The sequence below is a fragment of the Blastocatellia bacterium genome (genome assembly GCA_025054955.1).
GTDB lineage: Bacteria > Acidobacteriota > Blastocatellia > HR10 > J050 > JANWZE01.
The window spans coordinates 12,759-34,482 of record JANWZE010000009.1; the positions used below are offsets into that span (position 1 = coordinate 12,759).

The 21,724-nt window shown below is 56.2% G+C and carries 15 protein-coding genes; 7 read left to right on the forward strand and 8 right to left on the reverse strand.

Annotation, left to right across the window (positions count from 1 at the left end; translation table 11 throughout):
• Positions 1-3: 3 nt before the first annotated feature.
• The gene (locus tag NZ823_00840) at positions 4-780 is read left to right on the forward strand and encodes a 3',5'-cyclic-nucleotide phosphodiesterase (protein MCS6803673.1); all 777 of its coding nucleotides are present in this window, start codon (positions 4-6) and stop codon (positions 778-780) included.
• 17 nt (positions 781-797) lie between these two features.
• Positions 798-2,432, forward strand: a complete 1,635-nt coding sequence (locus NZ823_00845; GenBank protein ID MCS6803674.1) for an FHA domain-containing protein — start codon at positions 798-800, stop codon at positions 2,430-2,432.
• A gap of 140 nt (positions 2,433-2,572) precedes the next feature.
• Here NZ823_00845 and NZ823_00850 read toward each other — a convergent pair whose 3' ends face one another.
• The 3 genes from NZ823_00850 to NZ823_00860 form a co-directional block, all read right to left on the reverse strand.
• Complete coding sequence (locus NZ823_00850) at positions 2,573-3,082, reverse strand: DUF4920 domain-containing protein (GenBank protein MCS6803675.1); 510 nt, start codon at positions 3,080-3,082, stop codon at positions 2,573-2,575.
• A 578-nt stretch (positions 3,083-3,660) separates the two neighbouring features.
• Positions 3,661-4,161, reverse strand: a complete 501-nt coding sequence (locus NZ823_00855) for a TIGR00725 family protein (GenBank protein MCS6803676.1) — start codon at positions 4,159-4,161, stop codon at positions 3,661-3,663.
• Positions 4,162-4,180: 19 nt separating this feature from the next.
• Positions 4,181-5,026: an SDR family oxidoreductase gene (locus tag NZ823_00860; GenBank protein ID MCS6803677.1), complete on the reverse strand. Its 846-nt coding sequence runs from the start codon at positions 5,024-5,026 to the stop codon at positions 4,181-4,183.
• Between the two features lie 298 nt (positions 5,027-5,324).
• On the opposite strand from NZ823_00860, the gene NZ823_00865 reads away from it, so the two are divergent.
• Entirely contained in the window at positions 5,325-5,708 is a 384-nt protein-coding gene (locus tag NZ823_00865) for a hypothetical protein (GenBank protein ID MCS6803678.1), read from the forward strand.
• Between the two features lie 46 nt (positions 5,709-5,754).
• A complete protein-coding gene (locus NZ823_00870; protein MCS6803679.1) occupies positions 5,755-7,203 on the forward strand; it encodes a dicarboxylate/amino acid:cation symporter in 1,449 nt (482 codons plus the stop codon).
• 443 nt (positions 7,204-7,646) lie between these two features.
• On the opposite strand, the gene NZ823_00875 is transcribed toward NZ823_00870, so the two are convergent.
• The 5 genes from NZ823_00875 to NZ823_00895 all read right to left on the reverse strand — a co-directional run bounded on the left by NZ823_00875 (position 7,647) and on the right by NZ823_00895 (position 13,198).
• Positions 7,647-7,799, reverse strand: coding sequence for a hypothetical protein (locus tag NZ823_00875; GenBank protein ID MCS6803680.1), 153 nt, complete (start codon positions 7,797-7,799; stop codon positions 7,647-7,649).
• Between the two features lie 212 nt (positions 7,800-8,011).
• Complete coding sequence (locus tag NZ823_00880) at positions 8,012-8,212, reverse strand: hypothetical protein (protein MCS6803681.1); 201 nt, start codon at positions 8,210-8,212, stop codon at positions 8,012-8,014.
• A gap of 114 nt (positions 8,213-8,326) precedes the next feature.
• Entirely contained in the window at positions 8,327-9,583 is a 1,257-nt protein-coding gene (locus NZ823_00885; GenBank protein ID MCS6803682.1) for an MFS transporter, read from the reverse strand.
• Positions 9,584-9,588: 5 nt separating this feature from the next.
• A complete protein-coding gene (locus NZ823_00890) occupies positions 9,589-10,881 on the reverse strand; it encodes a 1-acyl-sn-glycerol-3-phosphate acyltransferase (GenBank protein MCS6803683.1) in 1,293 nt (430 codons plus the stop codon).
• A gap of 202 nt (positions 10,882-11,083) precedes the next feature.
• Positions 11,084-13,198: a 3-hydroxyacyl-CoA dehydrogenase NAD-binding domain-containing protein gene (locus tag NZ823_00895; GenBank protein MCS6803684.1), complete on the reverse strand. Its 2,115-nt coding sequence runs from the start codon at positions 13,196-13,198 to the stop codon at positions 11,084-11,086.
• 257 nt (positions 13,199-13,455) lie between these two features.
• Here NZ823_00895 and NZ823_00900 point away from each other — a divergent pair, with 257 nt between their 5' ends.
• From NZ823_00900 to NZ823_00910, 3 genes are all read left to right on the forward strand, one after another.
• Entirely contained in the window at positions 13,456-14,751 is a 1,296-nt protein-coding gene (locus NZ823_00900; protein MCS6803685.1) for a family 10 glycosylhydrolase, read from the forward strand.
• Between the two features lie 58 nt (positions 14,752-14,809).
• Complete coding sequence (locus tag NZ823_00905; GenBank protein MCS6803686.1) at positions 14,810-18,172, forward strand: carboxypeptidase regulatory-like domain-containing protein; 3,363 nt, start codon at positions 14,810-14,812, stop codon at positions 18,170-18,172.
• Positions 18,173-18,826: 654 nt separating this feature from the next.
• A complete protein-coding gene (locus NZ823_00910) occupies positions 18,827-21,169 on the forward strand; it encodes a DUF1343 domain-containing protein (protein MCS6803687.1) in 2,343 nt (780 codons plus the stop codon).
• Positions 21,170-21,724 lie beyond the last annotated feature (555 nt).

Sequence of the window (21,724 nt, forward strand, 5' to 3'; positions counted from 1 at the left end):
GCCATGACGATGCAAGTCAAACTCCTGGCCAGTCATTGCGCAGACCCGGCTCATCTTCAGCCGCTGACCACATTTTTGGTTAACGACCAACTGGCCATTGACGCCGGCAGCCTCGGCATTGCGCTGCCGCTTGATCAACAACGCCTCATCCGTCACGTCGTTATCACACACGCGCATAGCGATCACACAGGGGCGCTCCCGATTTTCATGGCCGAAGTCTTTCCCTTTTTGGATAGCCCGGTGGTCATTCACGCCATTGAGCATGCGATTCAGTCTCTCCAGCGACATATTTTCAATGACGCCATCTGGCCTGACTTTCATCAGATTGCGTTGATCAATGGCAAAGGCCCATCGTTGATCTATCACACGATCAGCCCCGGCATTCCGTTCGAGGTTCATGGATTGCGTATCACGCCGGTCGCTATGAATCACACGGTCCCGTGCGTCGGCCTCATCGTCGAGGACGGAGCGCATGCCGTCATCTTCACGTCTGACACGTATCACACGGATGAAATTTGGCAGCTCGCCAACCAACTGGAGAACCTGCGAGCTATCTTCGTTGATGTCTCGTATCCCAACGAGCACGAGCAACTGGCGGCTGTCTCAAAGCACTTGACGCCGCAGTCGCTTGACGCAGAGTTGAATAAACTGACACGCCCAACCGATGTCTATGCCGTGCACCTGAAACCACAGTTTCGTCAACAAGTGATCGAGCAGTTGGCCCGATTGAACCGACCTCGCGTGTTCGTGGCCGAGATCAATCGCCAATACTCTTGGTGAACAAGTAAGGAGTGAGTATGGCCAAGCTGAAAGTCACCCTCCCGGCTACCGGTCAAGCGTTTGATCTTCCGGTGAGTGACACTGAAGTCCGCATCGGGCGGCACCCGGATAACCATATCGTTGTTCAAGACAACCGCGCTTCACGGTTTCACGCGGTCATCAAGCGGGAAGCGAAGAGTTACATGGTTAAAGACTTGGGCAGCCAGAATGGGACAACAGTCAACGGGCAGGAGATTGCCCGCGATCAATGGGTTCCATTCAGCGCGGGTGATCGTGTCGTGCTGGCCAAAGGGGCGGCCATCATTGAGCTCGTTGAAGACGGCGACGTATCGCCTGCTTTGTCCTTCAGCGACATGCCGGTATCCGGCGCGACAATCGTGCGTTCCTCCGATCAAATCATCGGTGAAGTAGCCGTCTCCGATGCAACGAAGCTGCTGGCGGGCGGGCCGCAGCAAATCCTGTCGGAACTGACGCGACTGAAAAAGCACATTGACAAACAGGCCGAGCGAATCAAATTGCTTTCACGACTCAGTCAAGCGCTCGGCTCGATCACCAACCTAGACCAAATCTACGAGCGCTCGGTTGATCTGCTCTTTCACTTCACGCCGGCTGATCGTTGCCTCATTCTGCTGCGCGCGCCGGAGAGCGATGAACTTCAGTTGGTCTATTCGCGCTATCGCCCAGATCGAATCGGGATACAAGCGATTCCGGTCAGCCGCACCATCACAACGCGCACGTTTCAGGAGCAACAATCGGTGCTCTGGTCACAGGTGGCAGCCGATTCAAAAGCGCCCGGCACGTTGGTCAAGCATGGCATTCATTCGGTCATGTGCGCTCCGCTGATCGGTCGCCACCAGCTTTTAGGCGTGATCTATGCCGACCGACAGTCTCCCACTGATGTCTTCGAGGTGGACGATCTGGAGCTTCTCAACACTGTCTCAGGACCGACGGCGATTGCCATTGACAATGCGCTCGCCTTTGAGCAACTGCGTCGAGAAGAGATCGCCCGTGCTGCGTACAATCGCTTCCTGCCACCCCATCTGGTGAACAAACTACTGGCCAACCCCGAAGCTATCCATTTAGGCGGTGTCAATCAGGTTGTCACCATTCTTTTCTCCGACGTCCGCGGATTCACCTCACTGGCCGAGCAGGCTGATCCACAAAAGGTGGTGAGCGCGTTAAACGACTACTTCTCCGAGATGACGGAAATCATCTTTCAAAACAACGGCACGCTCGACAAATTTATCGGCGATGGATTGATGGCGCTGTTTGGCGCACCTGAGTCCTCGCCTGACGATCCCACCAATGCCGTTCGCACCGCCATCCAGATGCAGCGGCGCATGGTTTCTCTCAGCCATGAATTAACCCGATATGGCTTCCCACCGATCAATATCGGCATCGGGATTAACACCGGTGAAGTCACCGTCGGATATATCGGCTCGGAGCGCCGCATGGACTACACGGCCATCGGCGACGCAGTGAACCTCACAGCCAGACTGGAGAGCAAAGCCGCGCCCGGCCAAATCTTGATCAGCCAGGCGACCGCAGCACTGATTCAAGGAACCTTCCCACTGCGTTCGCTCGGCCCACTACAGGTCAAAGGCAAAATGAATCTGGTAGAGACCTACGAAGTCCTCTGGCAAGAAATCTGAGGTAACAGTGCCGGCTGCTCCATCGCCGGCTGACGCTTGAGAGCGCCGAGGCGCTACCTCTGCTCATCATCGGCGGAATCATCACCGAGCCGGCAACGTTTCGCGCTCCGCAACAGGCAGAGCCGCCGCCGTGCTCACCGTCATCGGCGGATCATCACCGAGCTGGCAACCATCGTGAAACCTTTTTGATCGCCGACAATCTTCTCAATCTCTTCCTTGCTCTTGCCGGCATCTTCAGCATAGTGACGCGCCTGCGCCTCTGAGATCGTCGTCTCCGAGACTTGGCCTTCGACAATCACCATTCTTCCGGCGCTGTTTTTGGGAACGAAGAATCCATAATCTTTGAACGTGACTCGTACTGTGTGCTCGCCATCCACGAGCACCATCCAACATCCCTTCATCTGGCACACTTCGGCAATCTTGGCTTCAATGCGAATCGGCTTGTTCAGGTTAGCTGGTTGTAACGCCTCAGCCAGCGTCAGCGGCTTGCTGTCAAGCTGAGGCTTTGCACCGTAAATTTGATAACGAGCATCAGCTTGATGTTTCCGCTGGGCTGTCACCAACTGATGAGACACACTGCCAATCAGTAAGAGTATAATGGCTACGAGCCTCACCGCGAGCGCCGATCTATGGTGCGTGTCTATCTTCATAAATGCCTCCTTGAATTTATTCAGCGCATGATATTGACACCGTCTCCGGCAAAAGCGCAAGGGCCGCCGCTGGCCGTTGTTAACGCTTGCAAAATATGCTTGCTCCACAAGCGGACGCGACCGCCAAGCCAGCGTCAGAACGAATCAACAAACGAAAAATGGAAACGGGCCTGGGGATTTTGGAATTGTCACATGTTCACAGGAACCCAGGCCCATGCGTGTTGTGGATAATCAATTAAACATCACCGATTGTGCCACAAGCGCCTGCCGGCGCGTATTGGTAAAAACACCTACTTCTTTCAGGGATGTTACCTACTGCTCATGTCTCCTTCGCCAGCGTGCGCGAGCGCATTCAACCCGCTTGTGCAAAGCCAGCAGATTGCTGAACGAATCTGGTCGCTTCTGCCTGCTGCCGTCAGGTGACTGAGCTCGTCACCATGAGCCAGCCCATTCGGTGCTACTGATAAGAAGCTCGATTCGTTCCACCGCACTCAATTCAGCAATGCGTAGCCTATCAATTATGAACTCGCACCAAAGAGCTGTGTGTAGGAATTGTGTGATTCGCTGCCGCCGACTTTTTACGATTTTGCTAATTGCAGAGCCAGCGTCACGGCCTCAGCCGGCGTCTCCGCCCGATGAACGTTGGCCATCGAGACAGGCGGCTCAATCTCAAATCTCCAGGAATGAAGCAGCACAACCGGCTTGCCGATTTTCAATGCCAGCGCAATTTCCGAGAGCGTCCCAAATCCGCCTCCGACGGCAATGATCACATCGGATGAGCTTGCATTGATGGCGTTGCGCGCGTCGGACATGCCGGTGAAAATCGCCACATCAATGAACGGGTTCGGCGGTGATTCCCGCTCGTTGCTCCCCGGCATGATGCCGATGGTGAGGCCGCCTTCAGATTTGGCTCCCTGAGCCGCCGCTTCCATCACACCGGTCCCGCCCCCGCACAACAGCACAGCCCCGCTGCGTGCAATCAATTGGCCAACCTCTACCGCTTCACGATAGGTCTTTTCATCGCACTGAGCCGCGCCCATCACGCCGATGACAAGTTGACGATGCCGCTGCTGGTTCATAGGACTTTGCTCAAACAGCTCATGACGAACGCGCTCTGGCCGCGCCGACGCGATCGGTCTGTGCCGCGCGGTTTCGAGCTTTCTCCATCATCTTGCGGATGCCCCAATCAACAGCCCGCGGCGCAAGCGCATTGAGCACGGCCAGGAGCCGCGCTGGCTTGTAGGTCATGATCTCCGGTCGAGGCCGCCGTGCCACCTCAACGATTGCCTGCGCCACACGTTCAGCCGATTGCACCGGGCCGATCGGCCTGCTACGTTGCGGCAACTTCGTCTCAGCCACATCGAAGAACTCCGTTGCTGTGCCCGCCGGACACACCACACTGACGTTGATGCCGGTGCCGACCAGCTCCAAGCGCAATGATTCGGAAAACGCAATCATCGCTGATTTGGTCGCGCAGTAGGCGCCGGAAAACGGAAGCCCACGTCGCCCCACGACAGATGATACGTTGATGATGTGACCTCGACGTTGCCGCTGCATAATCGGTAGCACAGCCTTCGTCGCGTAAAACGCTCCCATGAAGTTCACCTGCATGATGCGACTGAGAGCCTCCGTTGTAGTTTCTTCAACTGCGGCAAACAGGCCGTAGCCAGCGTTGTTCACCAAAATGTCAATGCGCCCGAAGCGGGCGATCGCTTCTTCGATCATAATGCCGACGGTGCGCTCAACGGCCACATCGGTCGGGACGACTAATGATCCAACGCCCATGGCTTCGATTGCTGCCGCTACCTCGCGTAGTCTCTCTTCACGCCGCGCGGCCAGAACCAGTTGAACCCCTTCACGCGCAAACGCCAGCGCCGTTGCCCGACCTATGCCGCTGGAAGCGCCGGTGATGATCGCCACCTGTCCTTGTAGCTTTCGCGCCATATCGCCTCTCCGCTCAGTGATGATTGAGGAAAGGAGCCGATAGGATATTGCAATTGATGCGTTGACGCAATGATCGCCGGAGTGCGGCAACTAAGAGCTGGCAGATTCGATTTAACGAGAAGGCACGAGAGGAAGAAAAGAGAGAGCCCCAGGCTGCTTTCTTCGGCCGCTCGGCGGTTGATTACACGAGCTACCAACTTTCCTCCGCCGCGCGTCACTAGGACCGCATCGTTGGTGGTCTGCCCTGCCCAGTGCTATACTTGCAGCCTCTTGATCGCCGAAATCTTGGAGAAACTGCATGAACAGTCAGCGTCTGAGGACGAACACTGAAGCTCTCGCCGAGCGCTTGCCAGCGGACAGCACGCTGGTCCTACGTCGTGCCGGTTGGCAAGAGTATGAATCATTGCTGGAGGCAGTCGGGGAAGAGGCAGGTCTTCGCATCAGTTTCGATCGGGGGATACTGCACATCATGACGACCTCAGCCCAATGTGAAAGCTACACCCAATTCATCGAAAATCTCGTGCGTTTATGCGCTCTGCGGCTGGGCCTGACGCTGCGCTCCTTTGGCTCGGCCACAATCAAAAAACAACGTCAACAAAAAGGCTCCGAGCCCGACTGTCGCTCCTACGCGCAGAGCGCCCTTCTGATCGGACAGCGTAAACAGATTGCTCACGGAGTGTGATTGAACCAGCGCTACATCCACACGCCCTTTCAAGAGAGACGAGATCATGAGCGATTCACAAAATCCGCATCCTACGCCCAAGCTCGAAGCGGATGCCTTCGAGCGTGAGCTAACGACCGACCTGAATGCTCGCACACCTGACCCACCTCGCGGTATGCCACTGCACAGACGAATCCTCATCGGACTGATTGTCGGTGTCGCAGCCGGGCTGGCCGTCAATGTGACGCTCGGCGGTCAACATCCTGTCGTTGTGTGGCTGGTAGCTAACATCAGTGATCCCGTAGGGACGCTCTTTTTGCGCTTGTTGCTGCTGGTGGTGGTGCCGCTCGTCTTCTCTTCGTTGGTGGTGGGCGTTTCCAGTGTCGGCGATGTCCGGCAACTGGGGCGACTCGGTGCAAAATCCTTTGCCTACACATTTATCATTTCAGCGATCTCGGTCATTATCGGATTGAGCTTGGCCAATACGCTGCGGCCCGGTCACCGCATTCAGGAAACCACCAAAGTTCAACTGGAAGAACGTTACAAATCGGACGCCACCAAGCGTGTCCAGGAGCGGCAACTGGGCGGCCCCGGATCAGATTCCATGCTGGTTCAGGTGGTGAAAACGCTTGTTCCGTCCAATCCGCTCAATTCCATCTCCGGCGAAACGCCGAACATGCTTCACCTGATGTTTTTTGCCCTGCTGGTCGGGATTGCGCTGACGCTGATCCCGAACAAATCGGCTACGCCGTTTTTGCAGGTCATGCAAAGTCTCTATGAAACGACGGCCAAGATTATTGACATTGCGATGAAGTTTGCGCCGTATGCCGTCGCCTGTTTGCTGTTCACCAACATCGCGCGGTTTGGACTCGATCTTTTGCAAGCGCTCTCCTGGTTTGTGATCACGGTGTTGCTTGGCTTGTCGCTGCACTTTTTTGGCGTCTACTCGCTCTCTGTCTATTTTCTCTCGCGCATCTCGCCGCTGGAATTTTTCCGGCGGGTGAAGACGGTGGTGCTGACAGCGTTCTCCACGTCGTCATCGAACGCCACGTTGCCGACGGCTCTGCGCGTTGGCGAAGAAAACCTCGGCATACCGAAAGGGATCAACAGTTTCGTATTGACGATCGGCGCGACAGCCAATCAAAACGGCACTGCGCTGTATGAAGGCGTCACCGTGCTGTTTTTGGCCCAACTGGCCGGCGTTGAGCTTTCATTTGGACAACAACTGACCGTCGTCTATCTGGCCATTCTGGGCGGCATCGGAACGGCGGGCGTGCCGGCCGGTTCGATTCCATTTATCATCGGCGTGCTCGCTCAGATTGGCGTTAATCCGCTGCTGATTGCCATCATCCTCGGCGTGGATCGCATCCTGGATATGTGCCGCACGACGCTGAATGTCGTTGGTGATCTGACTGCCGCCACCTATGTCGCGCGCTCAGAAGGCTACGAGCTGCTCACACCTCAGCCAAGCGCACCGATGACTGACGTGATCGTCAGTGAGCCAGGCGCCGATTGAAAGCAAATTCCTTATACCAAGCGCGTCGCTAAAGGCCACGCTCTTTGCAAGGATGTTGCTGTGTGCACGCCCGCTGACGTGTGTGATTTTTGAACCGAGCAAACGCCGAGCCGCCTTCGAGACGTCGCATGTCGGCACTGTTGTCATACGCCCTTGCGCGGCTCAGCAGAAACGAGCGTAGTCTGAGCAAATAATGCAAATGCACACAGGCACTCGGAGACCGCCGCTTGGGACGCTCTGCTGGCCGCTGCTTTCCATGGCGCTTCATCAAACATGGTCTTTCTCTGGGCTATTGGTATAAGCCCCATCGAGAAATTGCTGCTTCAGGCCGATATGCCCTGATGCCTATGCACAAACACCAGCCGCTGCCTGCAATGGCACGCCGGCGAGTGCACGCCCCGACGCGCGTTAGTTGCTCAACTGGAAGGTGACAGGCACGCAAATCAAATCCCGATCCAAATCATCATCACACGAATAACGGATGGTTGGGTAGCAGCCTCGGACGCGATGGGGCGGTGGGTGAAGTCAATGAAGAGAAGTCCTAAAACAAGCGCGATCGCCGCGCGAGAAAGGTCCTTTCCTGTGAATTGAATCATAAGCATTGCTCCTGGGCCGGCGTGATTCTTGCCCAGCCCTCTCTTCTGATTCATCAAGGAAAACGATGCGGTCGCAGATGTCTGCCAGCCGCAGCGTATACCAACTCAGTTTCCGTCACCACACAGGCCCCATCGAAAACGGCCACAGAGGCCACAGAGGAAGCAGAGGCTCTCGGTGAACTCTGTGACTTCGGTGACTTCATTTTCATTCTTCACGGGTCCGCAGGGATGCGGAGCCGATTGACAAAGCCTGTCGCCTGTCGCGGATCGTGAGGAGTTTGAGTCGGCGACAGTGGCTGAGCAGGAATCATGGGCGAGCGATCTGCCATCATCCAAAGCCCACCAGCCGTCAACACCAACCCGCTCCCGCCTGCCACACGGAGAAAATCTCTGCTTGTCAATTTGGCGGTCATTGCGCTCGCTCCCGGTTCTTCTTCTGATCTTCACGCCTACCAAAAACGGCCTCAAGACTACCACAGAACAGATACGTCCACCACGCCCCAGTCGGATTTCCGCGAACCTCAAACTCACGTGACTCCGTTTTGCGCACGAGACGCAGAGAATCGTTCGATGCCCGCTCGAGCGGTCTGCACACGCGCGAGCAACACGGCGCCGATCACGTAGAGCGCAATGATTGACAGGATGGCGATGCGTTGATTGCCGCCTGTTTGACTAGAAACGGCGCCGAACAGAATCGGTCCCATGACCGAAGCTGATTTGCCACACAGCGCATAGAGGCCGAAATACTCAGCCTCCTTGCCAACAGGAATCAGCAAGGCCATGAACGCCCGCGAAGCCGCTTGCACAGCGCCTAATCCCGAACCGGCCAGCACAGCAATGACGAAGAATTGGAGTTTGGTTTGCACGAAATAGGCGAGCCCAACAACCACGATCCATTGCGCCAGCATGGTCATCACGACAAATTTCGGGCCGCGCCGATCCGTTGGTTTGGCCCAGAGCAAGGCGCCGACCAGCGCGCTGATTTGCACGGTTGCGAAGAGGTAGATCAGCTCAGCCGGCGTGAAGCCGAGCGTCTTCGCGGCAAACAGAGCAGCCACGTTGATGACCGTGTTGACGCCGTCTTCATAAAAGAAAAACGAGATGAGAAATCGTCTCATCTGTTTTAAGTGCCGCAGTGAACGGAACGTTTCAATCACACCGCGCGCGCCATGCGACGCAGCCTCTCGCGCCGTCATTCGCGCCGGCTCATCGGCCGGCAGCAGCAGGAGCGCCGGCAAGGCAAACAGGAAAAATCCTAAGCCGGCCAGCAGGAATGTCATCTTGAACATCTCGTTTTGCACCAGCGGCAGCGCCACCAACAATCCAATGAGCGAGCCTGCATAACCGAGCGCAAATCCCCAGCCGGAGACGCGCCCTTGATAGTCCGCCGGCGCGATTTCCGGCAAATAGGCATTGTAAAAAACGAGGCCCCCTTCGACGCACATGTAGGCGACCACAGAGAGGAGAAATCCCCACAGGATCATGCCAGGCTGAACCGTGGCCAGTAAGCACGTGCCGATGATGGATAACAACGTGTACACCACCAGCAGCCGCTTTCGCACACCCGTGTAATCGGCAATCGCTCCCATCACTGGCGACGTGACTGCAACAAGCAACATAGCGGTCGAGACAACGCGCCCCCACCACAGGTCGCCTTGCCCCGTCTCATTGCCGACAATGGCATTTGCATAGTATGACGACCATATCGTCGCCGGAATGATCGCGTAGAAGATCGAATTAGCAAAATCGTAAAGACACCAGACGAAGATTGTTTTCTTGTTCATGACGTTCATTGCCGTTCCAGCAAGGACGCCAACGACTCCACCTCGTTGACGATTTGCTGACGCAACCGAGCCAACTTGTCCAACACACGCGGCGAAGGCTGGCCGATGAACCACGACGAAAGCGCCGAAGGTGTCGTTCCTGCCTCAGCGCGCCACTCCACAAATAGCAACGTGAAATAACTGAGCGGCACGATCAACACGGCAAAGGCAATCGCTGCCGATGCGCCCAACCATCGCGCGATCAGCCAGGCCTCTAGCGCATACGCCAATGGGAAAACGATCAGCGAGAAGAGTATCTTGCTTGTAGCGGCCATTGACGCATCCTGCTTGGTGAGCGTAACCAGCAAGGCGATGAACTTATACGGCGCATAATTGAGCGCGACTCCAACCATCGCGACGAGCGCGCCGATCCACATCAGCAGCACATTGCCGCCGGATGGCGGTGATGTTCGTGGCACAGGGTCTTTGACGCCGAATGCGCGGGCAATCCGCTCATATCGTCCCAGCAATCGCCGTAGCGCATCAATGCGGGCTGGACAGACATGCCGCAGCCGCGCAAGCCCTGACTCAAATGCTTTGAGGCGATCCCAACGCTCAGCCCACGTTTGCCGATCGTCACCTTCGGCATACAGTCGTTCAAGCAATAGCATCAGTTCACGATCACGGAACGTCTCCGCCTGAAGCACGCGCTGGGCCAGCGCGCCATTGATCGCCGAGGTTAATTGCCGGACGGCGTGCGCGGGATCAATGGCGTATTGTGCCACAAACGGCGCGGTGTCAATTGACGGGGCAACGGCAATCAGCACCGACGAGCGAAAAATAGCGCCGTGCTCATAGTTCAACCCGACCGGCACAAGCTTGGCGTCAATGCCTCGGTCTCGCGCCATGAAGAAGAGCCGGGCTGCGCCCGTGCGCAGTGGCGCCATCATGGGTTGAGCCAATGACCGCCCTTCAGGAAAGATGACGACGCAACTGCCGTCGGCCAGCGCCTCAACGCAAGCAGCGAAAAATGCTGTGTAATCCACCTCCCCTTGCGCATCAAGCCGACGCACGACCGGTATCGAACCCAGATGACGAAGCAAGGCGCCGAACAGGGGAATCTGGAAGAGCGGGGCCTTCGCCACAAACCGAATCGGCGATGGCAGTGACAGAAAAAATAAGAGCATGGGATCAAGCAACGCGTTCGGATGATTCGGCGTAATGATCGCTGCTTTGAGGCCGGCCAGATGTTCTTCGCCTTCGATGATAATTTCGCGAAAGAAGGTGCTGACGATCCACCGAACGAGTCGTGTCAGCATTGTTGGTTACTCCAGCTCATAAGGCTCCTCGCCGATGTCAGCTTTGATTACAAGACCGTGGGAAGCGATGAGATAAACGCGGCGCGGCGCTCACATCAAACAGCATCCCAACACTCAACCAACTATCATGCCGGTATGGTGTGATCCATTGCGGCAACAGAGTGAGCTTACCGTGACCGTATAGCCATCAGCGACCACACGCTCACTGCGGCCCCATGTCGGCGAATCTTTTCCCTTGCTCAGCCAATCGCTGGAGCAATGGAGCCGGCTTCCATAGCTCGCCATGCACGCGATGAAATTCACACACGCGCTCGTAGACCGTCTTCAATCCAATCGTATCGGCATACCACATGGGGCCGCCACGCCAGGCCGGAAATCCGTAGCCGTAGACATAGATGATGTCAATATCCACAGGCCGCGCTGCAATGCCTTCCTCCAGAACGTTGGCGCCTTCGTTGACCAGCGCGTAAATCGTTCGCTCGACGATTTCATCTGAGCTGATTGCGCGCCGCTGGATACCAGCTTCGCGAGCCACTTGCTCAATGAGCTGATCCACGATCGGGTCGGGCCGCGCTTGCCGATTCTCATCGTAGCGATAATAGCCCGCGCCGGTCTTCTGGCCATAGCGTCCCATCTCGCACAACCGATCGGCAATCAATGGCTGACGGATACCTGCGGGTTCAAGGTGCTTGAACTCTTGACGAATCCGCCAACCGACATCCAATCCAGACAGGTCGCCAACAGCCAGCGGCCCCATCGCCATACCAAATTCGGTTAGCGCGCGATCCACCTGCTCAACGGTTGCGCCTTCTTCCAATAGGAATTCGGCTTCGCGCTTGTAACAGGCATACAACCGATTTCCTACAAAGCCTCGACAATTTCCGACAAGCACGCCGACTTTACCGAGCCGCTTAGCCAATGCCATGGAGGTAGCAATAACCGGTCGGCTGCTCTCTTTGCCGCGCACGATTTCCAACAACCGCATCACGTGCGCCGGACTGAAAAAATGATGCCCAATGACCATCTGCGGGCGTGATGTAGCTCGGGCAATCTCGTCAATATCGAGCGTAGACGTATTGGACGCCAGGATGGCATCCGGTTTGCACACCTGATCCAATTCGGAGAAGACTTGCTTCTTCAACGCCATGCCTTCAAACACAGCCTCAACGACAATATCGGCTGCCTCAAAGCCATCATAATCGAGCGTAGGGCGAATCAAGCTCATGCGCCGATCCATCTCGTCCTGCGTCATCTTGCCTTTACTCACGGACGAGGCATACTGCTTGCGAATGGTGGCAAGACTTCGCTCAAGCGCCTCGTGCGAGACCTCTTTCAAGACGACGGGGATGCCGGCGTTGGCATACGACATAGCGATACCGCTGCCCATCGTGCCGCCGCCAACGACGGCAGCGGTGCGAATCTCCATCACCGGCGTTTCTTTCGGCACATCGGCGATCTTGGCCACCTCGCGCTCGCCAAAAAAGATGTGAATCAACGCTTTCGACTGATCAGAATAAAGGCATTGGGTAAACAACTCAGCCTCTCTTTTCAGTCCGTCGGCGAACTTCAGTTGCGTGGCGGCTTCAACCGCGTCAATCGCTGCCTGGGGAGCCAATTGGCCGCGCCTGACCTTGTTGGCTTGCTCACGCGCAGCGGCAAAGATGCGAGCGTTTGTTTCCGCATCGCCCAATTTATCGTGACGCTCACGGGTCTTGGGCGGTGGCTGTGATTGTGCGATGCACTCTCGCGCAAAAGCCAGCGCCCCCTGAAGCAATTCACCATCAATTAACCGATCCACAATGCCACATTCAAATGCCTCCGAAGCGGATATTGGCTCGCCAAACGCGCACATCTGGACAGCCTTCTGGACGCCGGCCAATCGCGGCAGTCGCTGTGTCCCGCCCGCACCGGGAATCAATCCCAGTTTGACTTCCGGCTGGCCCACCTTGGCCGAGGGCACAGCCACGCGATAATGACAGGCCATTGCCACTTCCAAGCCACCGCCGAACGCCGTTCCATGAATGGCGGCAATGACCGGCTTGGGGCAATCTTCAATCGCTTCTAACAACCAGTGTAAATCCACCCGCGCTTTCTGGCCCGACGTAATCTTGCCAAATTCACGAATGTCGGCGCCGGCGATGAACGTCTGACCACCGCCGATCAAGATCACGGCTTTGACCGCATCATCGCTCCGCGCCTGCTCGATGCTCGCGCCAATCCCTTCGGGCACGCCCGGACTCAACGCATTCACCGGCGGATTATTGATGGTGATAATGCCAATGCCGTCTTCGACTCTGAAGTCTACCAATGCGCTCATCACAACATCCTCCTTTATGAATGTGGCACAGGCGTTCGCGCCTATGCTCCATCTTCATCGTTTCTGCCGCGTCGCCACCGGCGACATGAACAACTGCTTTGGTGATACTATGCTCAAAGTGAGCGCTAACGTACAACCGCCCGTCTGCTGCTGTCAAGAAACAACCATGAGGGAAGCAGTGTTTTTGACTTCACGTTGGCAATGTGATATTAAAATTGCCGCATTTCGATCATCTTGCCAATCTATCGGAGGTAGCGGTGGCAAACCGAGACGCGGGCCGAACTAAGCCACAGGCGAACCGTTCAGCGCCTGTAGCACTCACGGCCATTCTCTTCTTATGCTGCCTGCTGCCAGCAACATGTTCCGACGCCGTTTCGTCGCACACGGGCCGTCAAGATGAAGTCCGCGCTCTCTGGGTAACCCGCGCCACGCTCACTTCACCGGAGAAAATTAAGCAACTGATCAACCAAGCGACCGAGGCTGGATTCAACACGTTGATCGTTCAGGTTCGCGGTCGAGGTGACGCTTATTATCAATCGCGCTGGGAACCACGAGCAAAAGAACTCACCGGCCAGGAGCCAACATTTGATCCGTTGGCACTGGTGTTGAAAGAGGCCAAATCTGCCAATCTCAAGGTGCATGCCTGGATCAACACGGTGTTACTGGCCAATCTGGACGACCTGCCGCCGATGCCCACACATGTGTTGAACAAGCACCCTGAATGGCTGGCCGTGCATCGTTCTGTAGCTGCTCAGTTGTACACACTTGATCCTGCCGCGCCGCAGTACCGCCAACAATTGATTGAAGCGTGCAAACGCGACATGTCGGAGCTGGAGGGGCTGTATCTTTCACCGGCGCATCCGGCGGTCAAGGAGCATCTCTATTCGATTTTCATGGATGTGCTGGAGAAGTACGATGTTCATGGCCTGCACTTTGATTATGTCCGGTTGCCGAACCCTTCGTTCGATTATAGTCGGACGGCGCTCGACCGGTTTCGCCACGTGATCGAGAAACAGTTGAGCGAGCGTGAGCGACAGTTACTGGCGCGCGTGGCGGCCACCGACCCGTTGGTCTATGCAAATACCTATCCAGAGGAGTGGCAGCAATTTCATCGTGACCAGGTGACCGAACTGGTCGAGCGCATCTATCACGGCGTCAAGGCGCGCAAACCTCACGTCGAAGTGAGCGCCGCCGTTTTCGGCAACGATCAAGATGCTTTCACCCGTCGGTTTCAAGATTGGAAACGCTGGTTGCGCATGGGCATTTTAGACATCGTCTGTCCGATGGCCTATTCACCGGATACGGAGACGTTCCGTCAGCAGATCGCGATCGCGTATGCTCATGCCGCCGGTCGGCGCGTCTGGGCCGGCATTGGCGCCTACCGCATTCCGGTTGAAAGCACGCTGGAAAAAATTCGGACAGCGCGCGAAATTGGCGTCCAAGGGTTCGTGCTTTTTTCTTACGACAGCGCCATTCGGGTGAGCGAAACCAATCCGGGCGGCGATTACCTGCTTCGGATCAAACAAGCGGTTCTCGATGCGAAGGAGAAATGATGATCCAACTCACCATTCATCCGCGACAGCATCCACCGGACCACCGTGGCGAGCGTGAATGCGGCAGGCCGGTACGCAACGGGCTGTCGTCAGGGCTGAGAAGGGGCAGCCTGGGCAGCCGTTGAGCGCGCTGCCCAAAGTCTTCAGGTCTATGCTCAACAGGATTTCGATCTATGCGTTCGCCGTCTTCATCTGGCTGTTCATGGGCGCGGACAGCATCCAGGCGCAGACCGTCACTGGCACGTTGGAAGGAAGAGTTGTTGATGCCAGCGGCGCTGTGATTGCCGATGCCACGGTGACAGCCACGAATTTGGAAACAAGCTTTGAGCGAAAGTCGGTGACCACAGCCGACGGGCTTTATCGCATGACATTCTTGCCCATCGGTCGGTATAAAGTCACGGCTGAGAGTGAAGGATTCAAAGTCGTCACCAAGGAAGGCATTGACATCCGGCTGAATGAAACCACCGTTGTCGTCTTCACGCTGGAGCCGGCGGCCGTTCGTGAAGAGATCACGATCACGGCCAGCGACGTCGCGACTATCAACACAACGAGCGGCGAGATTAAAACCTCATTTGATGAACAGGTCGTAACCGACCGCCCGTTGCCCACGCGCAACTTCCTGAGCCTGGCCGAGATCGTGCCGGGCTTTCAAGCCAACTTGTTCTCAGGGCAAAACAATCCGACCTTGTCCAGCGGCAGCTCGATCAACTTTAACGGCACAGGCACGCGCGGCGCGACATTTCAAACCGACGGCGTCAATAATGATGACGCGTCGGAGAATCAAAACCGCCAGGGCGTCAATATCAGCACCGTTAAGAATTTCCAAATTCTCACCAACAATTTCAGCTCGGAATTCGGTCGCGGCTATGGCGCTGTCGTGCTCGTGCAAACCAAGTCGGGCACCAATGATGTTCACGGCGATGTCTACTGGTATCACCAAAACAGCAAACTCAACGCCAATACGTTTTTCAACAACGCCGCCGGCAGTCGCGTCAACCCTGTCACCGGCGTCTTTGGCCCGACCGCGCCTGTGCCGCCGAGTCGGCGTCACCAGTACGGGTTCACGGTCGGCGGGCCGGCCATCAAGGATCGGCTCTTCTGGTATGGCAGTTTTGATCAGACGCGCAGCGGCGGCTCACTTTCGATCACCCGCGACATCCTGCTGGCGAACGAGCGCACGCCCGATCCTTCAGTGACCGATCCGAGAAATCGGCAATGGATTCTCGATCAAATCAAGCGGTTCCCCAATGTCGCGCCGAATAACCCGGCCAGCCCGCGCGCGTTCACTACAACGGCGCTCTTCAGCTTCCCCGACGAGGACTACACCGGACGACTCGACGGACGCATCGGCAACAATCACAGCTTCGTGCTTCGCTATCAGTACAGCCGCCAAAAGCGCCAGACGGAAGATGTCATCATCGGCGAGCAAGCTCGCCAGAACAATAAGCAGCAAAATGTCGGTTTCACCTACACGCACGTCTTCACGCCGCTGACGGTTGGCGAATTCCGCGCCGCGCTGGGCCTGCGCTCCACCATCGTGAACATCGCGGCAGGCAACGATACGCCTATCATCCGATTTGCCGGAACGACGTTCCCCTCCATCATCGGGAATGCTGGCACATTCCCCATCCAACGCTACCAAACCGACTGGCAATTCGTTTACAACCTGACGACACTCCAAGCGCGGCGGCACAACCTGAAGTTTGGCACCGATATCCGACAAGGGCGATTGGATGATCTGGCTGACGCCTTTTCTCGTGGTTTTTGGACCTTCTCGACAACCGGCGGATTCAATCAATATCAAAATTTCCTGCGTGGCTTTGTCACCACCTATATCAAAGCCTACGGAAATTTCTTCCTCGAAAACCGGCTGCGTGAGGTCAATTACTACGTTCAGGATGACATCAAGCTGCGGCCCACGTTCACACTGAATCTCGGCTTCCGCCATGAAATCGTGGCAGCGCCGAAGGAGATCAAGGGCCGCATTGAGTACGGCTATGGCACCGATGCAGATAATGTTCAACCTCGCATCGGCTTTGCCTGGAGTCCATCGGCAGACGGCGGTTGGATTGGGAAACTGACCGGCGGGCCGGGCAATTTTGTTGTGCGCGGCGGCTACGGCATCTTTCATGGCCGACAATTTCAATCCATCTTTGCCAACGGCGGCGCCGGCATGCGTTACAACCCTCCGAATGCCGCGCAACTGACGTTCTCCAATTCGCTGAACGTGGCCGATCCATCCGGTGGATTTGTCTTCACGCCCGGTCCGGCCACAACCCGCGTGCAAATTACCATTGCAGACCCGAACCTGGAACTACCCTACACGCAACAATGGAATCTGACGCTGGAGCGACAGTTGCCCGCCAATCTGGCATTGAGCATCAGCTACAACGGCAACCGGGGCATCGGCCTCCCCTTTTATGATTGGGGCAACCGGCCTGATTTTCCTGCTTGCGCGCCGGATCATCCATTCGTGGCTGCTCAGTTCCGCAATGTCTGCTTCACCATGATTGATCCCAATCTCAACAACACGAATCCGGCGCCCGGCTTCATCTCACGCGTGCAAACGAGAGTCAACGAGCGACGGCCTGACCCACGTTACTCCAATGTTCTTCGCGTCTTCAACGCCGCTTGGACCTACTATCACGGCATGCAGGTGAAACTGGATAAGCGCCTCAGCAACAACCTATCGTTCAACCTGGCCTACACATGGAGCAAAGCAATTGACACCGGCTCTGAAGCAACCTCGACCGGCATAGATACCAATGCCGTGCAGAGCCGATTGCTTGGCCCGCGCAGCATGCGCGCTGTTAGCTCATTTGATACGCCGCATCGCTTGACGCTCAACTACAGTTACTATCTGCCGTCGCTGAGCAACTCCATGTGGATTGTTCGTCACACGTTGGGCGGATGGCAACTATCGGGCACGGCGACGTTCGCTTCAGGCAATCCGTTCACGGTGTTCATCGGCTATGATTACAATGCCGATGGCATCAGCGGCGACCGACCGATTCTGGTTAATCCGTCGGTTCTGGGCAGGAGCGTGGACAATCCACGACCCGATCCGGCTAATCCGAGTCAGCAGATTGCCCAATCACAACTGCCGGCCTCAGCCTTCTTCCCCAATGTCAATGTGCCAAACACCAACTGGCTGATTGCGCCTGGTCTGGGCAGTTTGGGGAGTCTAGGGCGGAATACATTTCGCTCGGATGGAATCGCGACGTGGGACCTTGGGCTCTACAAAAACTTCAAGATCACTGAAACAAACAAGCTGGCGTTTCGCGCCGAGTTTTACAATGTGTTAAACCATCCCATTTTCGCTGTTCCTGGTCAAACGGTGACGCTGGCTAGTTTCGGACGGATCACCAGCCAAAGGAATTTGCCACGATTCCTTCAGTTCGCGTTCAGATACGTGTTTTAAGCTTAACAGCACGATGGGCGGCTCGGCTGAATTCCGACCCTCTGACTTTCAGCAGGAGCCGCTACACATCTTGCACCAGCCTTTCCATCTGCGATATGAGGAACGGACAATCCGTTGCAAAGGCGATACGGGCGCTGAAATGGGTGGCCGAATCTGACTTCCTCCGGCCACTCATTTTCTCGAGTCGGGATCATCCAGAATGATTCTTCCTCAGCCAGTTTAAAGATGGTGCGCGCTGATGCGAGAACCTTTGCTGTGTAAAAATCCATGCGATCGATGCACTGAGTAAGTTTCGAGGGAATCGCCCATGTGCAACGGCACACCACGAAGCATGAAAATGGTTATTTTCGAAGGAGGAATCGGCCACAGATTGCACCGATTGTCACCGAGAGAACCATCGGTGTGAATCTGTGAAATCTGTGGCTATTTTCAAGGGGATCGTCCCTATGCAAAGCACGCTATGAACGATGAAAATACAATTCTTTCGTCAGGTTCATGTGTTTCGTGGGCGATTTTCAGAGGAGTTGTTCATGTCGTCTGGACGGCGCGAGAGAAACGATGAAAAACACAGGCGGGAACGCCTGTGCCACTTTTTCTGAGGAGTGAGATAACTTGAAAAAGAGTCTACGCAAATCACTGGCTGGTGCTTTGGTCATGAGCATGTTGAGTGTTGTCGCTCTGCCAGCGCATAGCGCAACGAGACTCAGCTCAGAGCCGACCGACGCGTCGCCGGCGAGCGTTGGGTTGTCGGCTGAGCGGTTGCAGCAGATTGACCATATCGTCAACGAGGCGATTGCCAAAGGCGAATGTCCGGGCGCTGTGGTTGTGGTCGGGCGACACGGTCGCGTCGTCTATCGAAAAAGTTTCGGTTATCGCGCTTTACAGCCGGCGCGAACGCCGATGACCATAGACACAGTTTTTGATCTGGCCTCGCTGACCAAAGTGGTGGCCACGGCCACATCGGTCCTCATCTTAGCCGAACGTGGGTTGATTCGCCTTGGCGACCGCGTGGCTCGCTACATTCCTGAGTTTGCTCGCAACGGAAAAGAGAGCGTCACAATCGAACAATTGCTAACGCATCGTGCCGGCTTTATAGCTGACAACGACATCGCCGATTATCAACGCGGCCCGGCTGAGGCGCTGGAACGCATCTATTCGCTCAGCCCAATCTATGAACCCGGTAGCAAATTCGTATACAGCGACGTCGGATACATTGTGCTTGGAGAACTGGTTCGTCGCGTCTCCGGCCAACGGCTTGACGTCTTCGCTCACCAATACATCTTTCACCCGCTGGGCATGCACGACACAACATTCACGCCTGACCCCATCCTGCGTGAACGAACGGCTCCGACCGAGCAGCGCGAAGGCCGCTGGATGAATGGCGAGGTTCACGACCCACGCGCGTTTTTATTGGGCGGCGTTGCCGGACACGCCGGATTGTTCTCCACAGCGGACGATCTTTCGATTTATTGCCAGATGATCCTCAATGGCGGCCATTACCGAGGCGTTCGCATCCTGAGTCCGCTCGGCGTCAAGCGCATGACCTCATCCGTCAACCTACCCGCGCACGAAGCGCGTGGACTGGGCTGGGACATCAATACCGCTTACTCGGCCAATCGGGGAGACTTCTTCCCTATCGGCTCATTCGGCCACACTGGCTTCACAGGCACATCATTGTGGATTGATCCACAGTCGAATTGCTACGTGATCTTCTTGAGCAATCGCGTGCATCCGGACGGGAAAGGCGACGTCAGTAGTCTGCGAGGTCGCGTTGCTTCAGTCGTCGCTGCATCCATCATGGATATGGACGCGGGAGCGCGACAGCTCCAAAGCCAAACGTCAACATCAACAGGCCGCGAGCAACACTCCTGGACGTTGACCGGCATTGACGTGCTCAAACGCGACGGGTTCAAACAACTGGCCGGGCGCCGCGTAGGATTGATCACTAATCACACGGGCAAAGATCGAGACGGCAACAGCACAATTGATCTGTTGTTTCAAGCGAAGTCGGTCAAGCTGGTCGCCTTGTTCAGCCCTGAGCATGGCATACGTGGTCAAGCTGATGAAGCAGTCGGTGACACGAAAGACCCGAAGACGGGATTGCCGATTTATAGCCTCTATGGCGAGCGAAAGCGCCCATCGCCTGATACGCTCAGAGGCATTGATACGCTCGTGTTCGACATTCAAGACATTGGCGCGCGGTTCTACACCTACATCACCACGATGGGCTATGCGATGGAGGAGGCGGCCAAAGCCGGCATTCGATTCGTTGTGTTAGATCGCCCGAATCCGATCAACGGCGTGGATGTGGAAGGACCGCTGGCCGATCCCGATCAACTTTCATTCACCGCTTATCATTCGTTGCCTATACGTCACGGCATGACCGTTGGCGAACTGGCCCGGCTGTTCAATGCTGAACGCAAGATCGGCGTTCAACTGGAGGTCATTCCGATGGAGGGCTGGCGACGAACAATGTGGTTTGACGAAACTGGTCTGCTGTGGATCAATCCGTCGCCCAACATGCGCAGTTTAACGGCGGCTACACTCTATCCCGGCATCGGATTGCTGGAGACAACCAACCTGTCAGTCGGGCGCGGCACGGATCGTCCGTTTGAACTGATCGGCGCGCCATGGCTGGATGGCCAACGATTGGCTGAACGATTGAATCGCGCCGGGTTGACCGGCGTGCGATTCATACCCGTTCGATTCACGCCAAACGGGAGCGTCTTCGCCAATCAAGAATGCGGTGGCGTCAACATCATTGTGACCGACCGACATGCTTTCGACTCAGTTCGATGCGGCATTGAAGTGGCGGTCGCCTTGCGGGAGCTTTTCCCGTCCCAGTGGCAGATCGAGCGATATGGACGACTACTGGCCAATCAGGCCACGTTGCGAGCTTTGCAACAGCGCGCATCTGCTGACGAGCTGATCGCTCAATGGCAGCGTGCATTAGACGATTTCAGGCGCCTCCGAGCGAAGTATTTGATCTATCCGTGAAACGGCTCGCCGGCCAGAAGTTGAGGCGTTGTCCATATCGTCGGTGACGACGCAGGTGAAACGATGAAAATGGAGCACAGGCGGGAATGCCTATGCCACATTCTCTGAGCAATCGCCCATGCGCCCCGCGCTCACCACGAACCATGAAAATGTTATTTCCAGAGAAGAATGCGTTTTGGAGCGCGGCGGCAAGCCCGCAGGGCGCGACGCCGATTTGGCCCGGTGCGGAGTGTCGGGTCATAAAGCGCCTTCGCCTCTTCTCTCTGGCGGCGCTCTCCAAGACAAAGTCAGGAATCGCCCATGCGCCCCGCGCTCACCACGAACGATGTACAATTCTTTCGTGAGGCTCGTGTTTTCCTGGGCTATTTTTCGAGGAGCACAGGCAGGAACGCCTGTGCCACAATCCCAGTGGAGAGGCTCGATGAATTATCTCGCTGGTTTGTTATGTCTGAGCATGACGTTGATCGTCGCCTGCTGTGCGGAGACTTCCATGATGGCTTCCCTGCGCCAAGCGCCTACCGGGCAATTCCGCGCCTTCTGGGTTGATGCGTTCAA

What these genes read in the sequence shown, in the direction of transcription:
- NZ823_00840 (MCS6803673.1), top strand. Translation starts at nt 4, where the DNA reads ATGACGATGCAAGTCAAACTCCTGGCCAGTCATTGCGCAGACCCGGCT.
- NZ823_00845 (MCS6803674.1), top strand. Translation starts at nt 798, where the DNA reads ATGGCCAAGCTGAAAGTCACCCTCCCGGCTACCGGTCAAGCGTTTGAT.
- NZ823_00850 (MCS6803675.1), bottom strand. Translation starts at nt 3,082, where the DNA reads ATGAAGATAGACACGCACCATAGATCGGCGCTCGCGGTGAGGCTCGTA.
- NZ823_00855 (MCS6803676.1), bottom strand. Translation starts at nt 4,161, where the DNA reads ATGAACCAGCAGCGGCATCGTCAACTTGTCATCGGCGTGATGGGCGCG.
- NZ823_00860 (MCS6803677.1), bottom strand. Translation starts at nt 5,026, where the DNA reads ATGGCGCGAAAGCTACAAGGACAGGTGGCGATCATCACCGGCGCTTCC.
- NZ823_00865 (MCS6803678.1), top strand. Translation starts at nt 5,325, where the DNA reads ATGAACAGTCAGCGTCTGAGGACGAACACTGAAGCTCTCGCCGAGCGC.
- NZ823_00870 (MCS6803679.1), top strand. Translation starts at nt 5,755, where the DNA reads ATGAGCGATTCACAAAATCCGCATCCTACGCCCAAGCTCGAAGCGGAT.
- NZ823_00875 (MCS6803680.1), bottom strand. Translation starts at nt 7,799, where the DNA reads ATGATTCAATTCACAGGAAAGGACCTTTCTCGCGCGGCGATCGCGCTT.
- NZ823_00880 (MCS6803681.1), bottom strand. Translation starts at nt 8,212, where the DNA reads ATGACCGCCAAATTGACAAGCAGAGATTTTCTCCGTGTGGCAGGCGGG.
- NZ823_00885 (MCS6803682.1), bottom strand. Translation starts at nt 9,583, where the DNA reads ATGAACAAGAAAACAATCTTCGTCTGGTGTCTTTACGATTTTGCTAAT.
- NZ823_00890 (MCS6803683.1), bottom strand. Translation starts at nt 10,881, where the DNA reads ATGCTGACACGACTCGTTCGGTGGATCGTCAGCACCTTCTTTCGCGAA.
- NZ823_00895 (MCS6803684.1), bottom strand. Translation starts at nt 13,198, where the DNA reads ATGAGCGCATTGGTAGACTTCAGAGTCGAAGACGGCATTGGCATTATC.
- NZ823_00905 (MCS6803686.1), top strand. Translation starts at nt 14,810, where the DNA reads ATGCGGCAGGCCGGTACGCAACGGGCTGTCGTCAGGGCTGAGAAGGGG.
- NZ823_00910 (MCS6803687.1), top strand. Translation starts at nt 18,827, where the DNA reads ATGAGCATGTTGAGTGTTGTCGCTCTGCCAGCGCATAGCGCAACGAGA.